16 protein-coding genes are annotated in these 19,202 nt (G+C 33.5%); 12 read left to right on the top strand and 4 right to left on the bottom strand.

What is annotated here, in order from left to right; translation table 11 throughout:
* Positions 1-39: 39 nt before the first annotated feature.
* Together Q4566_RS00295 and trkA are read right to left on the bottom strand one after the other, a co-directional pair.
* On the bottom strand, positions 40-1,536 hold the full coding sequence (locus Q4566_RS00295) for a TrkH family potassium uptake protein (RefSeq protein WP_303418107.1): 1,497 nt from the start codon (positions 1,534-1,536) through the stop codon (positions 40-42).
* 13 nt (positions 1,537-1,549) lie between these two features.
* On the bottom strand, positions 1,550-2,899 hold the full coding sequence (gene trkA, locus Q4566_RS00290; protein WP_303417105.1) for a Trk system potassium transporter TrkA: 1,350 nt from the start codon (positions 2,897-2,899) through the stop codon (positions 1,550-1,552).
* Positions 2,900-3,036: 137 nt separating this feature from the next.
* Here trkA and ubiE point away from each other — a divergent pair, with 137 nt between their 5' ends.
* Both ubiE and Q4566_RS00280 read left to right on the top strand, forming a co-directional pair.
* Positions 3,037-3,762, top strand: coding sequence for a bifunctional demethylmenaquinone methyltransferase/2-methoxy-6-polyprenyl-1,4-benzoquinol methylase UbiE (gene ubiE / locus Q4566_RS00285; RefSeq protein WP_303417103.1), 726 nt, complete (start codon positions 3,037-3,039; stop codon positions 3,760-3,762).
* A 4-nt stretch (positions 3,763-3,766) separates the two neighbouring features.
* On the top strand, positions 3,767-4,495 hold the full coding sequence (locus tag Q4566_RS00280; RefSeq protein ID WP_303417101.1) for a porin family protein: 729 nt from the start codon (positions 3,767-3,769) through the stop codon (positions 4,493-4,495).
* Between the two features lie 79 nt (positions 4,496-4,574).
* Here the strand turns inward: Q4566_RS00280 and Q4566_RS00275 are convergent, their stop codons facing one another.
* The gene (locus Q4566_RS00275; RefSeq protein ID WP_303417099.1) at positions 4,575-5,300 is read right to left on the bottom strand and encodes an RNA methyltransferase; all 726 of its coding nucleotides are present in this window, start codon (positions 5,298-5,300) and stop codon (positions 4,575-4,577) included.
* 171 nt (positions 5,301-5,471) lie between these two features.
* On the opposite strand from Q4566_RS00275, the gene Q4566_RS00270 reads away from it, so the two are divergent.
* The 4 genes from Q4566_RS00270 to Q4566_RS00255 all read left to right on the top strand — a co-directional run bounded on the left by Q4566_RS00270 (position 5,472) and on the right by Q4566_RS00255 (position 10,975).
* A complete protein-coding gene (locus Q4566_RS00270) occupies positions 5,472-8,006 on the top strand; it encodes a BamA/TamA family outer membrane protein (protein WP_303417097.1) in 2,535 nt (844 codons plus the stop codon).
* Between the two features lie 134 nt (positions 8,007-8,140).
* Positions 8,141-9,208, top strand: a complete 1,068-nt coding sequence (gene fbaA, locus Q4566_RS00265) for a class II fructose-bisphosphate aldolase (RefSeq protein ID WP_303417095.1) — start codon at positions 8,141-8,143, stop codon at positions 9,206-9,208.
* A gap of 294 nt (positions 9,209-9,502) precedes the next feature.
* Entirely contained in the window at positions 9,503-10,360 is an 858-nt protein-coding gene (gene accD / locus Q4566_RS00260) for an acetyl-CoA carboxylase, carboxyltransferase subunit beta (protein WP_303417093.1), read from the top strand.
* Between the two features lie 42 nt (positions 10,361-10,402).
* A complete protein-coding gene (locus Q4566_RS00255; RefSeq protein ID WP_303417091.1) occupies positions 10,403-10,975 on the top strand; it encodes a hypothetical protein in 573 nt (190 codons plus the stop codon).
* Between the two features lie 71 nt (positions 10,976-11,046).
* Here Q4566_RS00255 and Q4566_RS00250 read toward each other — a convergent pair whose 3' ends face one another.
* The gene (locus tag Q4566_RS00250) at positions 11,047-12,159 is read right to left on the bottom strand and encodes a PAS domain S-box protein (protein WP_303417089.1); all 1,113 of its coding nucleotides are present in this window, start codon (positions 12,157-12,159) and stop codon (positions 11,047-11,049) included.
* 167 nt (positions 12,160-12,326) lie between these two features.
* Between Q4566_RS00250 and rpsO the strand changes: the two genes are divergently transcribed.
* The 6 genes from rpsO (at position 12,327) to rpe (ending at position 19,030) form a co-directional block, all read left to right on the top strand.
* Entirely contained in the window at positions 12,327-12,596 is a 270-nt protein-coding gene (gene rpsO, locus Q4566_RS00245; RefSeq protein ID WP_303417087.1) for a 30S ribosomal protein S15, read from the top strand.
* A 209-nt stretch (positions 12,597-12,805) separates the two neighbouring features.
* Positions 12,806-15,049, top strand: a complete 2,244-nt coding sequence (locus Q4566_RS00240) for a polyribonucleotide nucleotidyltransferase (protein WP_303417085.1) — start codon at positions 12,806-12,808, stop codon at positions 15,047-15,049.
* Between the two features lie 188 nt (positions 15,050-15,237).
* A complete protein-coding gene (locus tag Q4566_RS00235) occupies positions 15,238-16,680 on the top strand; it encodes a glycosyltransferase family 2 protein (protein ID WP_303417083.1) in 1,443 nt (480 codons plus the stop codon).
* A gap of 151 nt (positions 16,681-16,831) precedes the next feature.
* A complete protein-coding gene (locus Q4566_RS00230; RefSeq protein WP_019387909.1) occupies positions 16,832-17,695 on the top strand; it encodes an RNA polymerase sigma factor RpoD/SigA in 864 nt (287 codons plus the stop codon).
* A 212-nt stretch (positions 17,696-17,907) separates the two neighbouring features.
* A complete protein-coding gene (locus Q4566_RS00225) occupies positions 17,908-18,312 on the top strand; it encodes a BLUF domain-containing protein (RefSeq protein ID WP_303417081.1) in 405 nt (134 codons plus the stop codon).
* Between the two features lie 55 nt (positions 18,313-18,367).
* Positions 18,368-19,030: a ribulose-phosphate 3-epimerase gene (rpe, locus tag Q4566_RS00220; RefSeq protein ID WP_303417079.1), complete on the top strand. Its 663-nt coding sequence runs from the start codon at positions 18,368-18,370 to the stop codon at positions 19,028-19,030.
* Positions 19,031-19,202: the final 172 nt, after the last annotated feature.

Below are 19,202 nucleotides of genomic sequence, written 5' to 3'. Positions count from 1 at the left end.
TAAACTATAATTTTGGTTTCTAAAACAAAATCTGAAGGATTATCTATTTCTCCAAAAGAATGGCGTAAACAAGATAAGTACTGTAAACAGCTCAAGACGCCCGATAAGCATTAAAAAGGATGCCCACCACTTGCCCAAGTCTGGAAGTAATGCGTAATTATTTACTGGTCCGAAATCACCAAAAGCTGGCCCAACATTTCCTAAGGTAGATGCCGCTAAACCAATGGCCGAGCTAAACTCCAAACCAAACATAGAAAACACTAATCCTCCTATAATAAAGGAGAGCATATACAAAATAAAGAAGGCTAAAACATTAAATACAATAAATCGATTAATTGCCTTCCCATTATATCGTACAGGCACAATAGCATTAGGATGCAACGTACGTTTAAATTCTAAAAAACCATTCTTTATCAAAATTAAATGACGCACTACTTTCACCCCTCCCGATGTGCTTCCTGCCGAACCTCCTAAAAACATTAATCCGAAAAAGAAAACCACCAAAAATGGTGTCCAAAGGGTATAGTCTGCAGAAACAAACCCTGTAGTTGTCACTATAGATAGTACTTGAAATAACGCATGTCTAAAGGCACTTTCAGCTTCTCCCCATACAACAGGATGATGAATGGAAGATAAACTTAAATCGGCATGAAAATAAATAATAACCCCTGCTATAGCCGTAAAAATCGCTATAAACTTAAAATACAGGCTAAACTCTTCATCATGCAATATTTTTTGAAATTTTCCTTTAAAAGCAAAGTAACTTAATACAAAATTTGAACCTGCTAAAAACATAAACAAGCAAATTATATACTGTATAATAGGTTGATGATTCCAATAAGCAACACTTGCATTCTTAGTAGAAAATCCTCCTGTAGAAAGCGTACACATAGCATGATTAATCGCATCAAAAAACGACATCCCAGCAAGGTTTAAAAGAATAGTTTCTGCAGCCGTGTAGCTAAAATAGATAAGCCATAAACGTTTTGCTGTATCTGTTATACGTGGATGTAGCTTATCGCCACTAGGACCTGGCGCTTCCGCTGCAAAAAGTTGCATCCCACCAATTCCCAAAAGCGGTAAAATAGCTATGGCGAGTACGATAATCCCCATACCTCCAATCCAATGCGTTAAACTACGCCAAAACAATACACCTTTTGGTACCGCTTCAATATCATTTAAAATAGAAGCTCCTGTAGTCGTATAACCAGACATGGTTTCAAAAAAAGCATCTGTAAAACTAGGAATACTTTCAGTAATCACATACGGCAAGGTTCCTGAAAGTGACATAAAAATCCAGCCAAAAGTTACAACAATATAACCTTCACGCTTGTTCATCACTTTCTCATGATTTCGTGTAAAAAACATTCCAACAGCACCTATAAACATCGTCAAAACACCAGCAATTGATATTTGAGATGTTACGCCGTCTTGATAAATTAAGCTGACTAGTGCTGAAAGCAACATAAAACCACCATTAAACAATAATAGCAATCCTAAAAAATGAAAAATGATTTTAAAATTAAGTTTCAATATGGATTCTGTTTAATTAGATAAATAGTTTTTCAACGCGCTTGATAGATTTTAACAAACAACAAACCACCACACGGTCGCCTGCTTGAATTTTAAAGCTCCCTAAAGCAATCATTCCAACCCCATCTCTAATGACTCCTCCAATAATAGCACTTCTTGGGAAATCGATAGATTTAATAGCTTTATTACAAACTGCCGATGAACTCTTTACCTCAAACTCTAATAATTCGGCGTTCAAGTTACTTAGTTTGGTCATGGCAACAACTTCACCACGACGTATATATCTAAAAATATTATTTGCTGCTAAAAGCTTTTTATTAATTAAGGTGTCAATCCCAATGGAGTGGGAAAGATCAAAATAATCCATGTTTTCAACTAATGCAATAGTTTTTTTAACACCTTTAGATTTCGCCACTAAACAAGACATAATATTGGTTTCAGAGTTTGGACCTACGGCTATAAAAGCATCCATATCTCCAATGTTTTCTTCATCTAGCAAATCTGCATTTCTACCATCACTATTAATAACGAGTACTTTCGTTAAAACATCAGCAATATCAAAAGCACGATCTCTATTACCTTCCATCAGTTTTACATTAAACCCTTTTGCACTTAAATCACGAGCCGTTTTAAAACCAATTTGTCCACCTCCTAATATCATGACATCCTTAATCTCTCGATTAACTTTTCCGGATAATTTACATAACTCTTCTGCACCACCTTCTGAAGTAATAAAAACGACGTTATCACCACGTTTAAAAACGGTATCGCCACGAGGAATCGTAGTATACTGTGTTCCAAAACGTTGAATCGCGATAGGCACAAAGTGAATTTCAGGAAAAACCTCAGCTGCTTCTTTCACCGTTTTACCAACAAAAGTGGCCGATCTTGAAAGTGTTAATCCTGCCATTGAAAGGGCGCCTTCTTCAAACTCATAGGTCTCGTTGAAGGACGATTGTTTCAACGACAATTCAATTTCTGAAGCCGCTAAAGCCTCAGGAGAAATTAGCTCATCGATACCAAATTTAGTAAACCCAACTTCATCCTTATAGCGGATAAATTCGGTATTAGAAATTCTAGCAATCGTTCGTTTAGCTCCCAATTGCTTGGCTAAAACGCAAATTGTAATATTTGTAGTTTCACTAGAAGTAACGGCAATAAACAAATCGCAAGAATCTATTCTAGCCTCCCTTAAAATAGCGATAGAAGTTGCATCTCCTTTAACAACACGGATATCCAATTGGTTATCTGCGTGTGCTAAACTTTTCTTATTGGGATCTATTAAAGTTATTTCTTGAGATTCGTAAGACAATAATTTTGCCAAATGAAATCCTACTTCACCTGCTCCTGCAATTATTATTTTCATTTTTGTGTCATCATAAAAAGTAGAACAAATATAATATAAAATAAAGGGGCCTACATAAAATTGAATCAATATAATTATTTAGAGCCCTATTATGTAAAGCTTCTTTAAAAGTTTATATTTGTGAAAAATTTACAAACTTGTCAAAAGTAAAACCATACAAAAACAGCGCATTAGGCAAAAAAGAACAAGTCACTAAAATGTTCGATAATATTTCTAGTGACTATGACGGCTTAAACCGCGTAATTTCTTTCGGAATTGATATTAAATGGCGTAAAAACGTCGTTAAAATTATAAACAAAAGTAATCCTGAAAGCATTTTAGACATTGCAACAGGAACCGGAGATTTAGCCATAAACCTTTCCGAAACTAATGCTACTAAAATTGTTGGTTTGGATATTAGTAGTGGTATGCTTGAAATTGGCAAAGAGAAAGTTAAAAGGAAAGGGCTTGATTCTAAAATTGAAATGGTTTTAGGCGATAGTGAAAAATTACCTTTTAAAAATGACACTTTCGACGCTATTACTGTGGCTTTTGGTGTTAGAAACTTTGAGAATTTAGAAAGCGGGTTGAAAGAAATTTACCGCGTTTTAAAACCTAATGGTACTTTCGTAATTTTAGAAACCTCAATCCCAACAAAAGCACCATTTAAACAAGGTTATAACTTATATACCAAAAACATTATGCCCCTTATTGGTAAAATCTTTTCTAAAGACCGAAGTGCTTATCAATATTTATCAGAATCAGCTTCTGTTTTTCCATATGGTGAAGCTTTAAACAATATTTTACGAAAAATTGGGTTTATTAATGTTGAAGATTTTCCACAAACTTTGGGTGTGGCAACTATTTACAAATCATCTAAGTAAACATATGAAGCACTTTTTTGCATTAATCGCTTTCTTTTTTATACTCCAAACATCATACGCTCAACTATTTAGCAAAGAAAAAGTAATATACGACGCTAATCAAGGCCGAGGTTCAACAGATTATAATCTACTCCGTTGGGGTTACTATTTAGGCGTTAACGTTTTAGATTTTAATTTCGATTATAACGAAGACTTACGTGATGTTTACGTAAAACGCAGTCCTGGATTCAGTGTAGGTTTAATAGGAAACTTACGTTTGAACAACTACATGGATTTACGGTTAGAACCAGGGTTAAACATTTCGACTAGAGAATTAAAGTATAGCGAAACTTACTTTGATGGCATGAGTTATTCCAATGCAGATTTAGTTAGAGAAGTTAAATCAACTTATATACATATACCTTTATTATTGAAGGTTTCAACTAAACGCATCAACAATTTTAAACCGTTTATTGTTGGAGGTTTTTCAGCAGCCATAAATTTATCGAGTAACGAAACGAACCCTGAAGACAACTCTAGCGGACAATTCAGAACGGAAACAACTCCTTTGTTTTACGAACTAGGGTTCGGGATAGACTTCTATTTATATAACTTTAAGTTTACGCCTTCTGTTCGTGGGGTATTTGCTATTTCTGATGAGTTAATTAGAGATGAAGATCCTAACAGCCCATGGACTAGCAATATAGCTAGCATGAAAACAAGAGGTGTATTTTTAAACTTTACGTTTCAATAAACTGCTTTTTTTTCAGACTCTCTTGGTTAACATTTATGATGAGATAAAAGTGTTTTTCAATTTCTGAATACTTGCAACTCTAAAAGGTCGCCCTTTTAAATTCACTAAGTAAAATAGCGGTTGCTGTTGCAACATTTAAGCTTTCGGCAGCTTGTAAATCACCAAATCTAGGGATTGATATTTTAGCTTTAATTAATTTCTCTATAGCTTCAGAAATCCCATTAGCTTCATTACCCATAACCAACACGCCTTCAGTAGGAAGCTTACTAGTATAGACATTTTCACCTTCCATAAACGCTCCGAAAACAGAAGTGTTTTGAAGCTTTATAAAGGCTTCCAAATCAACATAATTAATATTCACTCTTGCTATAGAGCCCATAGTAGCCTGAATAACTTTCGGGTTATAACAATCTACAGTTTCTTTACTACACACTAAATCATGAATACCAAACCAATCACATAATCGTATTATGGTTCCCAAATTCCCTGGGTCTCTTACGTCATCAAGTGCTACAATTAGTTTGTTTTCTTCAATAGGCTTCGGTTCAGGTATTTTAAATAATGCTAAAGCGGTATTTGGTGTAGATAAAAAGCTAATTTTTTTCAATTCAGCAAAAGATATTAAAACTTCACGATCTAAGTATTCTCCAAATGATTCTGTAGTATACAGTTGAAAAAGCTCTAATTCAGAACTCAAAAGTTCTCGAATTGTTTTTAAACCTTCAACAACAAAAAAACCATGCTGTTGTCTATATTTTTTTTGCTTTAAGCTCGTTATTAACTTAATCTGACTTTTAGAAAGCATCTACTTTTTATTTTTTTATAAAGAAAAGAAAATAATTAGAAGATTTACTTAGACTCGAATTAATTAAATACATTTTTTAGCTTAAATACTGTATTTTTGATTCCTAATTAATATTATTAGAATACTTCATATAAAAAAACACTTTTAAACCCTGAATTAACTATTCCTCATTTGAAAAAACAGCACTTAAAAATATTCATTTTAGCATTCATCACAGGACATCTTTTCTCTTGTGATACCGTAAAAAGAGTTAATGAGAGTGAACTTTTATTAACACAGAATGAAGTGTTTGTAAATGAAAAAAAAGACAATTCAGATAAAACTGAAAATTTACTTTACCAACAACCTAACAGTAAATTCTTTGGTTTACCTTTAAGGTTAAATATCTACAATACAGCAAGACCTAATAGAGACTCCATTTTTGAAGCTTGGTTGGATAAAAACCCGAAACGTCGAGAACGTCTAAAAAGAAAATACTCTCAAAAGCAGGTTAACAATTTAAAAAAATCTGCAATTGGCTTCAATAATTGGTTAAAAGAAACCGGTGAAGCACCTGTAATTATTAATGAAAGTAAAGCTAAGAAATCGGTAAATCGATTAGAAGCCTACTATATTAATAATGGGTGGTTTAATGCTGAAGCCAATTACAATATCATTGAGGAAAAAGACAAAAAAGCTGCTATAAAATACGAGGTAAAAACAGGAGCAGCCTTTTTAATTGACACTATTACAGAAACGATTAAATCTCCAGAAGTTAAATCGATTTATGACCGTTATAAAGCGGAATCTTTTATAAAGTCTAGTGAGCAATATCAAACTGCCAATTTTGAAGATGAACGCAAGAGAATTTCAACAAGATTACGTAATTCTGGAGTGTATCATTTTAATCAAGATTATATTACATTTGAAATTGACACCATTGGAACTAATAAAAAGGTAAACGTAGGATTAACAATTTTAAATCGCTCGATAAGAACTCATGATTCTATTAGGCGTGAACCTTTCGATGTTTATACCATTAGAGACGTTAATATCATTACAGATTACACCTTTGAAAACCGTGGGAAACCATTTCAAGATTCCACATCATTTAACGGTTATAAATTTTACAGTTATGGTAAAATAAAACACCAGCCTAAAGCTATTGTAGATGCTGTTTTTATAAAACCAGGGGATGTTTTTAGAGACGAAGACATGATTAACACCTACCGTCATTTAAAAGAATTACAAACCTTTAAATACCCTAACATTGAAGTTACAGAACGTCTTGACAACACGATAACCGACACTATCAAGTTAACGCCATTGAAAAAATTTAGTCTAGGGTTTAGTACGGATGTTTCAACAAGTAATATTCAAACTTTAGGGTTCTCTTTAAACCCAAGCCTACTGATGCGTAATATATTTAGAGGTGCCGAAACCCTCGAAATCGCAGGAAAAGGATCGATTGGCTCGTCTAAAGAGGCCAATAACAATATTAGCAGCAGTGATGCTTTCTTCGATATTATAGAATATGGTATTGATTTCCGATTAACCATCCCTAGGTTTTTCTCACCATTTTACACCAAGCATTTAATACCTAAATACATGTCGCCGACTACCAATATTAGTTTGGCTATGACAAGTCAAACGAATATCGGATTAGACAAACAAACGTTTGGGGGTATCTTTAATTATAATTGGGCACCAAACCAGACAGTAACTAATAGACTCGAAGTATTTAATGTACAATACGTACAAAATTTAAATGTTGACGCCTATTTTAATGTCTATCAAAATTCGTTTGAATCCTTAAATGACATTGCTCAGGATGTAAATTATATTGGTCCAGATGAAAATTTAAGCATCCCAGATCAGGCTAACGAATTTATTGAATACGCAACAACGATTCCACCTCCATCTGAATTTTCAGATAGCCAATACAACACAGTAAATAGTATTAGTGAACGAAAAAATAGATTAACTGAAAACAACCTAATTTTATCCGCAAGTTGGAATGTTACCGTTAACGAACGCACCAGTCTTTTTGATGAAGATTATTCTATTTTTCGCTTTAAAGTAGAACCCGCGGGGAATCTACTAAATTTAGGCGCTAACTTATTAAATCTAAAACAGGATGATGAAGGTCGAAATACCTTATTTGATGTGGCCTATTCGCAGTTTATTAAAACAGAAGTTGAATATATAAAACACTGGGACTTAGGTAAAAAAAACATCCTTGCTTTTAGAAGCTTTTTAGGGGTTGCTATTCCTTATGGAAACTCAAATAGTATTCCCTTTTCTCGAAGTTTTTTCGCTGGTGGCCCTAACGACAATAGAGCTTGGATAGCTTATAGCCTAGGCCCTGGGAGCTCTCAAACAACAGATGAGTTTAATGAAGCCAATTTAAAGCTAGCGTTTAATGCCGAGCAACGTTTTCATATTTTCGATAAATTCTTTGGAGCTGTTTTTGTTGATGTCGGTAACATTTATAATGTTTTAGATAACGTTACAGACGAAGGCGCGACTTTTACAGGTTTTAAATCCCTAGAAGATCTAGCCGTTGGTTCTGGTGTAGGACTTAGATACGACTTTAGTTTTTTTGTTTTTAGGCTCGATGTTGGTTTTAAAACACACGACCCATCTTATAACAAAGACAACAGATGGTTTCAAGACTTTAATTTCTCCAATGCAGTATACAATATTGGTATAAACTATCCCTTTTAGCACTAATAATCACTACATTTCACTACAACGTTTTAGTATTGTTTTAACGTTTTAGCCTCATAAAACACTGTAGAGTTAGTCCAAATTTGTTTACATTTATACTCTACTAACTCATAAAACATTATTTTTTTAAAATGGGACACAATATTAAACCAGGTGTAGCTACAGGACAAGAGGTTCAGGCTATATTCAAACATGCAAAAGCTAATAACTACGCACTTCCAGCTGTTAATGTAATCGGTTCAGACACTATAAACGGTGTTTTAGAAACCGCAAGAGACTTGAATGCTCCTGTGATTATTCAATTTTCAAATGGTGGCGCTCAGTTTAATGCAGGAAAAGGACTAAGTAACGATGGTCAAAAAGCAGCTATTGCAGGTGGTGTTGCTGGCGCTAAACATGTTCATACATTAGCTGAAGCTTATGGCGTTCCTGTTATTTTACATACAGACCACTGTGCTAAAAAATTATTACCTTGGATTGATGGTTTATTAGATGCTAGTGAAAAACATTTCGCTGAGACAGGAAAACCTTTATTCAGTTCTCATATGATTGACCTATCGGAAGAACCTATCGAAGAAAACATTGCTATTTGTAAAACCTATTTAGAGCGTATGAGCAAAATGGGAATGACTTTAGAAATTGAACTTGGTATCACAGGAGGTGAAGAGGATGGTGTAGATAATACAGATGTTGATGATTCTAAATTATACACACAACCAGAAGAAGTAGCTTACGCTTATGAAGAATTAAGTAAAGTGAGTTCTCAATTTACAATTGCAGCGGCTTTTGGTAACGTTCATGGAGTTTACAAACCAGGAAACGTAAAATTAACGCCGAAAATCTTAAAAAATTCACAAGAATATATTTCTAAAAAATATAATGTTGAACATAACCACATTGATTTCGTATTCCATGGTGGTTCTGGATCTACAGTTGAAGAAATTCGTGAAGGAATTAGCTACGGTGTAATCAAAATGAATATCGATACCGACTTACAATATGCATTCATGACTGGTATTAGAGATTATATGGGTGAAAAATCTGAATATTTAAAAGCTCAAATAGGTAACCCTGATGGTGATGATTCTCCAAACAAAAAGCATTACGACCCTAGAGTTTGGTTACGTGCAGGAGAAGTTACTTTCGTTGCTCGATTAAAAAAGGCTTTTGAAGACCTTAACAACGTAAATACTTTATAGATTTAAGATAAATTTACTACAAATACTATTTAAAAGGTCCTGTTTCTTGCAGGACCTTTTTTACTTATACCGCAGTTTTTCAATAAAATACAGAAGTCTACTTAATAAAACCTGAATGTGATTACTAGAAATTTAAAAAAAGGCTTAATTTTGTAGTCAGGCTTTTTCTGATTTTTTATGGCTGAATTTATTTCAAATTCATTCTTAAAATTAAGTTGAAGTATAATGATAACATTTTATTTTGAACACCACATTTTTTTAGCTAGACTAAAAAACTAAAATATATTAATCAATATGACTTGGTTTAAAAGAACAACAAAAGGAATAACAACCACTACCGAAGAGAAAAAAGACACCCCGAAAGGACTATGGTACAAATCTCCAACTGGTAAAATTGTAGATACCGAAGAACTAGAAAAGAACTTCTATGTAAGCCCAGAAGATGGCTACCACGTAAGAATAGGAAGTAAAGAATATTTTGAAATTCTTTTTGACGATAATAAATTTAAAGAGTTAGATATCAACTTAGAATCTAAAGACCCTTTAAAATTTGAGGATACTAAAAAATACCCAGACCGTTTAAAAACGGCTCAATCTAAAACTAATTTAAAAGATGCCGTTCGTACCGCAGTAGGAAAATCTAAAGGTAAAGATTTAGTTGTTGCCTGTATGGATTTCGCTTTTATTGGAGGTTCAATGGGTAGTGTTGTTGGTGAAAAAATTGCTCGAGCTGCAGATTATTCGCTTAAAAACAACATTCCTTTAATGGTTATTTCAAAATCTGGAGGTGCTCGTATGATGGAAGCGGCATTATCACTAATGCAATTAGCAAAAACATCTGTTAAACTTGCACAATTAGCTGATGCTGGAATTCCTTACATTTCATTATGTACAGACCCTACTACAGGAGGTATTACTGCTTCTTTTGCTATGTTAGGTGATATTAACATTGCAGAACCAGGGGCTTTAATTGGTTTTGCAGGTCCTAGAATTGTAAAAGATACTACTGGAAAAGACTTACCAGAAGGCTTCCAAACGTCAGAGTTTTTATTGGAACACGGATTCTTAGATTTTATTACGCAACGTAAAGAATTAAAAAATAAGGTGAATCAATACTTGGATTTAGTATTAAACCAACCTATAAGAGCATAAATTTAATCACTATTAACTTAATTTTTAACCAAACCATTTTTTATGAAAAACCAAATCAATGCCCTATTATTGGCTTTAACCTTAATTGTTTCTTTCACATCTTGTGACCAAGCAGATGAGTTAACAGAATTTGACGTTACTGAAACTTTTGATCCATCTTTATCTATTGACGTTCCTGGAAGCGATGCTGTTGCAAAAATAGGAGCTACTAAAGAGGAAATCAGTAACGATTGGAATGCATCTACAACAATTGATATTTCTGATAACGACGAAATCAATGACAATCTTAAATACATTGAGAAAGTAAAAATAAACAGTTTAGACTATAAAATTACAAACTATTCTGGACCAGATAACACAGCAGCAAGTAATGTTACTGTTACTTTAGGTGATGTAGAAATAGCTTTAGAAGATGTTATTTTAAAATCTGCATATGATGCTGGTAAACTTTTTAGTATTGAAGATCCAGAGAAATTGAATGCGATTGCAAATAAATTAAAACAAGACAAAAAGCTTACAATTTCTTCTAAAGGCACCGTTAACAATGGTACTTCTGATGTAGATTTTGAAATTCAATTCTACATAAAAACTACATTTACCATTGATGCCATCTAAGTTTTAAACTTATTTGATATTTATTATCATAAACTTAAAAAGTCTGCCAGTATATAATGAGCAGGCATTTTTTATGCGCTTTTAAAATATATCGAAAATTCACTTCCTACCCCCACTTCGCTTTCTACCATCACTTTTCCTCCTAAAGATTCAATATGGTTTTTAGTGATAAACAAACCAATACCTATAGCATCCTTATTTGAATGAAAGGTTTTATACATTTGAAAAAGCTTATTACCATACTTTTTCAAATCAATACCTTTTCCATTATCTGTAATTTTAAGAATAATAAAGCTACCCTCTTTAAAGGCATCTAATTTAATTTTAGCAGCACGCTCTTCGTCCCTATACTTTATGGCATTAGTTAAAAAATTTAAAATAATACTATCCAAATAAGCAGGTATACCTTTTATAAGTAAATCCTCATCAACTTTATTTATAATAGTCGCTTTTGTATTTTTAGCAAAAGCAGCTACGGTATAAATTGCTTTATCAACATAATCGTATAAATTCAAATGCTTAACTTCACTAGAATCTACTTGTTTTATTTTAGCAACTTGGGTTAAATGAGACACGGTGTCTTCAAGATTGCCAATAGCCCGTGATAAAAGCTCAAAATTTTCGTTTCCTTTCAACCAGGAAAACTCCTCTTCCATGAAACCTTTAATTGTAGATAAATTTCCAGAATGAGATCTTAAATTGTGAGTAATAATATCGGCGAAAGCTGTTAATCTTTCATTTTGTTCCCTCACAACACTTAACATCAGTTTTAGCTTATCTTGGTTACGTTTACGGTTTGTAATATCTGAAAACTGCCAAATCATTTGTCCCGGCGTCCCATCGGCATTCAATATTAAAGACACCGAAATTAAAACCCAAATAACCGAACCATCCTTATGAAAATAGCGCTGCCTGACTCGGTAGCGATCAAATTTCCCTTGCAATAAACGGTCATATTTAATTTGATGAACACCCAAATCTTCCCTAAAGATTATATTTTCAATGTTCATATTGAACAACTCTAGCCTAGTATAACCAAAGAGTTCACACACACTATCGTTAACTTTTATCCAGTCACCATCCAAAGTTAGAATAGCAATACCATTATAAGTATTATTAAAAATGCTTTCTAAAGAATCGTAAGTATCAGGAAAGTTGTTTTGAGAGAATAGTGCTTTCTTCATTTATACGCTTTGTATTAAAAAAATTAAATGATTCTATCTACTTTAATTCTAAGGAAATAATTAGTAAAAGTTACGCAAAAAAACTTTCAAACACAAAAAAGTTAGTATATTTGCCGCTCGAAAGAAAATCTTTCGTGTACATAAAAATCATTTACAATAATATTAGCATGTATTTATCAAAAGAAGAAAAGCAAGAGATGTTTGCTAAACACGGTAACGGAAAAAACGATACTGGTTCAGCAGAAGGACAAATTGCATTGTTTACACAAAGAATTAATCACTTAACTGAGCACTTAAAAAGAAATCGTAAAGATTTCAACACTGAGCGTTCATTAGTGAAATTAGTAGGTAAGCGTAGAGCTTTACTAGATTACTTAACTAAGAAAGATATCTTAAGATATCGTGCCATAGTAAAAGAACTAGGATTAAGAAAATAATAAAAAAAGAGGCTTTAATTAGCCTCTTTTTTTTATCTTAGCCTTTATCGGTTTTTGTCTAGAATTACAGATAAAATCAATAAAAAAACAACTCTAGCGCAGAGTTTAAACTACGTATTGAAGAAGCTAATTACAGTTTTTCATTGGTCACACACAACACTACACACAACAACACAACGACCATTGTTTAATTTAGTATTACAAAATTTATGATTCCACAAGTTTTTAAAGAGGTCATAGACCTAGGTGACGGTAGAGAAATTTCTATTGAAACTGGAAAATTAGCAAAACAGGCACATGGTTCTGTTGTTGTTAAATCAGGAAAATGTATGTTATTATGTACAGTTGTTTCCAATTACAAACAAGCTGACGTTGATTTTTTACCTTTAACAGTAGATTATCGTGAAAAATTTGCAGCTGCTGGACGTTACCCAGGTGGTTTCTTCAAAAGAGAAGCAAGACCAAGTGACGGTGAAGTATTAACCATGCGTTTAGTAGACCGTGTTTTACGTCCGTTATTTCCAAAAGATTACCACTCTGAAACTCAGGTGATGATTCAATTAATGTCTCATGACGAAGATGTAATGCCTGATGCAATGGCTGGATTAGCTGCTTCTGCTGCTATTCAACTATCTGATTTTCCTTTTGAATGCGCGATCTCTGAAGCTAGAGTTGGCCGTATCAATGGCGAGTTTATCATCAACCCAACAAGAGCGCAATTAGAAGAGTCTGACATCGATATGATGATTGGTGCTTCTGCTGATTCTGTGATGATGGTTGAAGGTGAAATGGATGAGATTTCTGAAGAAGAAATGACTGAAGCTATCAAATTCGCTCACGAAGCAATCAAAGTACAATGTGCTGCTCAAGTTAAATTAGCTGAAGCCTTTGGTAAAAAAGAAGTTCGTGAATACGAGCCAGAACGTGAAGATGCTGATTTAGCACAAAAGGTTCACGATATGGCTTACGATAAAGTATATGCTGTAGCAAAAGCCGCTTCTTCTAAACATGAAAGAGGTGCTGCATTTGGTGAAATTAAAGAAGAAATAAAAGCGACTTTTTCTGAAGAAGAATTAGCAGACTTTGGCGATTTAGTTTCTAAATACTATAGCAAAGCTGAAAAAGCAGCTGTTAGAGATTTAACATTAAACGAAGGTTTACGTTTAGACGGAAGAAAAACTGATGAAATCAGACCAATTTGGTGTGAAGTTGATTATTTACCATCTACTCATGGTTCCTCTATCTTTACACGTGGGGAAACTCAAGCATTAGCAACTGTAACGCTAGGTACTTCTCGTGAAGCAAATCAAATCGATATGCCTTCTTACGAAGGAGAAGAGCGTTTCTATTTACACTATAACTTCCCTCCTTTTTCAACTGGTGAAGCCCGTCCTATTCGTGGTACATCACGTCGTGAAGTTGGACACGGAAATTTAGCACAACGTGCCTTAAAAGGTATGGTTCCTGCAGATTGCCCATATACAGTACGTGTGGTTTCTGAAATTTTAGAATCTAACGGTTCTTCTTCTATGGCAACAGTTTGCGCAGGTACAATGGCTATGATGGATGCTGGTGTGCAACTTAAAAAACCTGTTTCTGGTATCGCTATGGGATTAATTTCTGATGCTGATTCTGGAAAATACGCTGTTTTATCTGATATTTTAGGAGATGAAGATCACTTAGGTGATATGGACTTTAAAGTAACAGGTACGGCTGATGGTATTACAGCTTGTCAAATGGATATCAAAGTAAAAGGATTATCTTATGAAATTCTTGTTAATGCTCTAAAACAAGCTCGTGAAGGTCGCTTACATATCTTAGGAAAAATTACCGAAACGATTTCTGCTCCTAATGCTGATGTAAAAGAGCATTCTCCAAAAATGATTACAAGAAGAATTCCTAATGAATTCATTGGTGCATTAATTGGTCCTGGAGGAAAAGTAATTCAAGAATTACAAAAAGAAACAAACACCACTATTGTTATCAATGAAGATCCTGTTACAGAAGAAGGAATCGTTGAAATATTAGGTGTAGGTAATACAGGTATTGATGCGGTTCAAGCTAAAATAGATTCTTTATTATTCAAACCTGAAGTAGGTAGCGTATACGAAGTAAAAGTTATTAAAATGCTTGACTTTGGCGCCGTGGTTGAATACTTAGATGCTCCTGGAAACGAAGTATTACTACACGTTAGTGAATTAGCATGGGAACGTACTGAAAACGTAAGTGACGTAGTTAATATGGGTGACGTTTTTGATGTGAAGTACTTCGGAGTTGATCCAAGAACACGCAAAGAAAAAGTATCTCGTAAAGCCATTTTACCAAAACCTGAAGGTTATGTAGCTAGACCACCAAGAGATGACAAACGTTCTGGTGGACGTGATAACAGAGGTAGAGATAATCGCGGACGTGATAACCGACGTGACGATAGAAAACCTAGAGAAGATAACTAATTTATTCTTTTTCTAATATTATAAAACCCCATAAAGTTTAAACTTTATGGGGTTTCTTTTTTAGTATAAACCAGGGAGTAATCCTCTTTTTGAAAACTTTATGCATGTTATAAAAATGTTAAAACGAAATTAAGAAGCATCTAAACTCCAAGCCTACACGTACATCCAACAAACACAAACATCAAACCATGGGAAATAGAACAAAATTAACTTCAGCACAAAACGAGATCAACGAAGTAACAACCACACCTCCTGTCAATAAAACGATTGAATCCATAAAAAACCTATTAACAAACAAAACAGGCCGCACTTGGGGCTTTCTAGTTTTAGTGAGTACGTTTTTATTAATGGCAAATGCCGTTTATCTTTTCTATTTACTGCAAAATGATTTTTACGAATTTAACTTAGCACAATCAAGTTCTACATTGGGATCTATTTTCTTAATTTTCTGTACAGGATTACTCGTTTTTAAAGCTAGTTTTTTCATATATACTTTATATAAATATTTCTGTTATAAACCAGTTGAATCGGTTTCAGATGAAGAATTACCAACTGTTACCATTATTGTCCCTGCATATAATGAAGGAAAGCAAGTTTGGGATACACTAATCAGTTTGGCTGAAAGTGATTTCCCTGAAGAAAAACTACAATTATTAGCTATTGATGATGGTAGTAAAGATGATACATGGCAATGGATGCTTAAAGCAAAAGACCAACTAGGTAACCGATTAGAAATACTAAAACAACCAAAGAATAAAGGAAAGCGTCATGCATTATACCGTGGTTTTAACCAGGGTACTGGTGAAATTTTTGTTACTGTTGATAGTGATTCGATTGTTAATCCTGATACTGTAAGACTTTTAGTAAGTCCGTTTGTGAAAAATGAACAATGTGGAGCTGTAGCCGGAAATATTAGAGTGCTTAACAATAAAAAGGCTTTATTGCCAAAAATGCTTGATGTTAGTTTTGTACTAAGTTTTGAATTTGTTAGATCTGCAGAAAGCACACTAAACTCAGTACTTTGTACACCAGGAGCTCTTGCCGCATATAGAAGAACAGCTGTTTTTGCTTGTTTACCAGAATGGATTAACCAAACCTTTATGGGAAAACCATCAGATATAGGAGAAGATCGTGCTATGACTAACATGATTTTAAAACAAGGTAAACATGTGTTGTTTCAAAGAAATGCGTATGCCTACACGAACGTTCCAGAAAAATATCAAGGCCTTTACAAAATGTTTATCAGATGGGGACGTAGTAACGTTCGTGAAAACATTGAAATGTCTAAATACGTATTCACAAATTTCAAAAAAGACTCAAAACTTGGAACACGACTTTTATTTTTAAGTCAGTCGTCGGAAATTATTATGACCTACCCGTTCTTAATTTTCATGTTATTTTTTGTGATTACACATCCTCTACTTTTTATAAGTTCAACATTGGTAAGTACATTAATTCTATCAACATTTTCAATGTTGTTTTATGCTAAACGTTATGATGTTTCCGAATCTTTTTGGGCATATAGCTATAGTATTTTATATACCTTCGCATTATTCTGGATTACCCCTTACGCTATTGCTACAGCAAGTAGAAGTGGTTGGTTAACCCGTGAACTTGCGGTTAAAAAATAAGCACTTTTTTCTTGTAATCACATTGAACATAAAGGCTATTGATAATAATGTTACAAAAAAGATGATCTTTTTTGTAACATTATCTTTTTTATATACGTATAACTATTGAATGCCCCTATTATTCACAATTAAAATTACAGGAGAACATTAAATGAGACAGCTAAAAATTACGAAGCAGGTAACCAATAGAGAAACCGCTTCGTTAGATAAATATTTACAAGAAATTGGTAAAGTAGATTTAATTACTGCCGATGAAGAAGTAGAATTAGCACAACGTATTAAAGCCGGCGATCAAATTGCTTTAGAAAAGTTAACCAAAGCAAATTTACGTTTCGTTGTATCTGTGGCAAAACAATACCAAAACCAAGGTTTAACATTACCCGATTTAATTAATGAAGGTAATCTAGGTTTAATTAAAGCGGCACAACGTTTTGATGAAACCCGTGGTTTTAAATTTATATCGTATGCGGTATGGTGGATTCGTCAATCAATTCTTCAAGCTTTAGCTGAACAATCACGTATTGTACGTTTACCATTAAACAAAATTGGATCTATTAATAAGATCAATAAAACTTTTGCCTTTTTAGAGCAAAGTCATGAGCGTCCACCTTCTGCTGAAGAAATTGCAAAAGAATTAGACATGACGATTAACGATGTTAAAGAGTCTATGAAAAATTCTGGTCGTCACGTAAGTATGGATGCGCCTTTAGTTGAAGGTGAAGATTCAAACTTATACGATGTACTAAACAGTGGTGAATCTCCAAACCCAGATAAAGAATTATTACACGAATCTTTACGTACTGAAATCGAGCGTGCTTTAGAAACACTAACACCTCGTGAAGCAGATGTTATTCGTTTATACTTTGGCTTAGGAAATCAGCACCCAATGACTCTAGAAGAAATTGGTGAAACTTTCGATCTAACACGTGAGCGTGTAAGACAAATTAAGGAAAAAGCCATTAGAAGATTAAAGCATACGTCTAGAAGTAAAATTTTAAAGACTTATTTAGGTTAGTAATTCATTTACATTACGACCAAATTACAATAACAAACAGTTACTCATAACTGTTCGTTTTTTGATTGATGAAAGAACCCTCGGCTGATTACCGAGGGTTCATTTTTTCACATATGTGCATTCAAATTATTAACTGAATCACCTTTTTTAGATTGGATTATTTCAATACTTTTATACCTACTATTAATCCGATCATCCCCCAATGATAAATCATGCTTAAAACCATTTGTTATATTAGTGATGCTACCAGAAACCTTGAATATAACGTTCAAGATGAAATCTACTTAAAAGCAAAAGCCAACAATAAAAAAAACAATATCACAGGCGTTCTTATTTATAAGAATTTTAATTTCCTTCAAGTTTTAGAAGGCCCTGATAAAGTCGTAGATCAAGTCTATAAAAAAATAAGCTCAGACCCTCGGCACACCAACCTATTTAAAGTTATTAACACTAACATTGAAGGACGAATTTTTGAAGATTACAATTTTGGCTTTACCGTTATTGATGAAAAGTCAGATTTAGATAATCTTTACGAATACCTGGAATGGCTAAAACTAGGGCATAATAAACTAGCTAACGAAGTTATCGGGATGGTTGAAAATTTTATTGAAAACTAATCCCCTGCCTCAATCAAAACCTTTATTTTTGCAAAAATTATAATATACAATCTCAATGAGTTCAAAATTAATTGCTCCATCGGTGTTAGCTGCAGATTTCGCTAACCTTCAACGTGATATAGAAATGGTTAATCAAAGTGAGGCTGATTGGTTTCATATTGATATTATGGATGGTGTTTTTGTACCAAACATTTCTTTTGGAATGCCTGTTTTACAAGCTATTTCTAAGCATGCTAAAAAAACAATCGATGTGCATTTAATGATTGTTGATCCAGATAGATATATTAAAACTTTTGCCGAATTAGGAAGTGATATTTTAACGGTACATTACGAAGCTTGTACGCATTTACACAGAACTCTTCAAGCCATAAAAGCTGAAGGTATGAAAGCTGGTGTTGCCCTAAATCCACATACAAACATCAATGTTTTAGAAGATGTGATTAACGATATTGACCTTGTTTGTATCATGAGTGTGAATCCTGGTTTTGGCGGACAAAGTTTTATTGAGAATACTTATAAAAAAGTGCAACAACTTAAAGAACTAATTGTGACAAGAGGTGCTAATACACTTATTGAAATAGACGGTGGTGTAACCGATAAAAACGCCAAGCAATTAACAGACGCTGGTGCCGATGTTTTGGTTGCTGGAAGCTATGTGTTTAAAAGTAATACGCAGCTAGAAACCATTAAAGACTTAAAAGCGATTGCTAATTCTTAAGAAAAGGCATAACTTTAATTAAAATATCAAACCTCGTAAAGTTTATTTAAGACTTATCGAGGTTTTTTTATGCCATTCAGAAACGCGATACAGTTAATCAAATTAAATTTAGCATACATTTTTTTAGCTATATTAGATAACTCATATCCCGAGTTACAACATGGATATTTAC

The sequence above is a fragment of the Tamlana sp. 2_MG-2023 genome (genome assembly GCF_030548465.1).
In the GTDB taxonomy this organism is placed as follows: domain Bacteria; phylum Bacteroidota; class Bacteroidia; order Flavobacteriales; family Flavobacteriaceae; genus Pseudotamlana.
The sequence above is the reverse complement of the archived record's forward strand: the minus strand, read 5'-3'. Positions and strand labels throughout refer to the sequence as shown.

What these genes read in the sequence shown, in the direction of transcription:
- trkA (WP_303417105.1), bottom strand. Translation starts at nt 2,899, where the DNA reads ATGAAAATAATAATTGCAGGAGCAGGTGAAGTAGGATTTCATTTGGCA.
- Q4566_RS00280 (WP_303417101.1), top strand. Translation starts at nt 3,767, where the DNA reads ATGAAGCACTTTTTTGCATTAATCGCTTTCTTTTTTATACTCCAAACA.
- Q4566_RS00275 (WP_303417099.1), bottom strand. Translation starts at nt 5,300, where the DNA reads ATGCTTTCTAAAAGTCAGATTAAGTTAATAACGAGCTTAAAGCAAAAA.
- fbaA (WP_303417095.1), top strand. Translation starts at nt 8,141, where the DNA reads ATGGGACACAATATTAAACCAGGTGTAGCTACAGGACAAGAGGTTCAG.
- accD (WP_303417093.1), top strand. Translation starts at nt 9,503, where the DNA reads ATGACTTGGTTTAAAAGAACAACAAAAGGAATAACAACCACTACCGAA.
- Q4566_RS00255 (WP_303417091.1), top strand. Translation starts at nt 10,403, where the DNA reads ATGAAAAACCAAATCAATGCCCTATTATTGGCTTTAACCTTAATTGTT.
- Q4566_RS00250 (WP_303417089.1), bottom strand. Translation starts at nt 12,159, where the DNA reads ATGAAGAAAGCACTATTCTCTCAAAACAACTTTCCTGATACTTACGAT.
- rpsO (WP_303417087.1), top strand. Translation starts at nt 12,327, where the DNA reads ATGTATTTATCAAAAGAAGAAAAGCAAGAGATGTTTGCTAAACACGGT.
- Q4566_RS00240 (WP_303417085.1), top strand. Translation starts at nt 12,806, where the DNA reads ATGATTCCACAAGTTTTTAAAGAGGTCATAGACCTAGGTGACGGTAGA.
- Q4566_RS00235 (WP_303417083.1), top strand. Translation starts at nt 15,238, where the DNA reads ATGGGAAATAGAACAAAATTAACTTCAGCACAAAACGAGATCAACGAA.
- Q4566_RS00230 (WP_019387909.1), top strand. Translation starts at nt 16,832, where the DNA reads ATGAGACAGCTAAAAATTACGAAGCAGGTAACCAATAGAGAAACCGCT.
- Q4566_RS00225 (WP_303417081.1), top strand. Translation starts at nt 17,908, where the DNA reads ATGCTTAAAACCATTTGTTATATTAGTGATGCTACCAGAAACCTTGAA.
- rpe (WP_303417079.1), top strand. Translation starts at nt 18,368, where the DNA reads ATGAGTTCAAAATTAATTGCTCCATCGGTGTTAGCTGCAGATTTCGCT.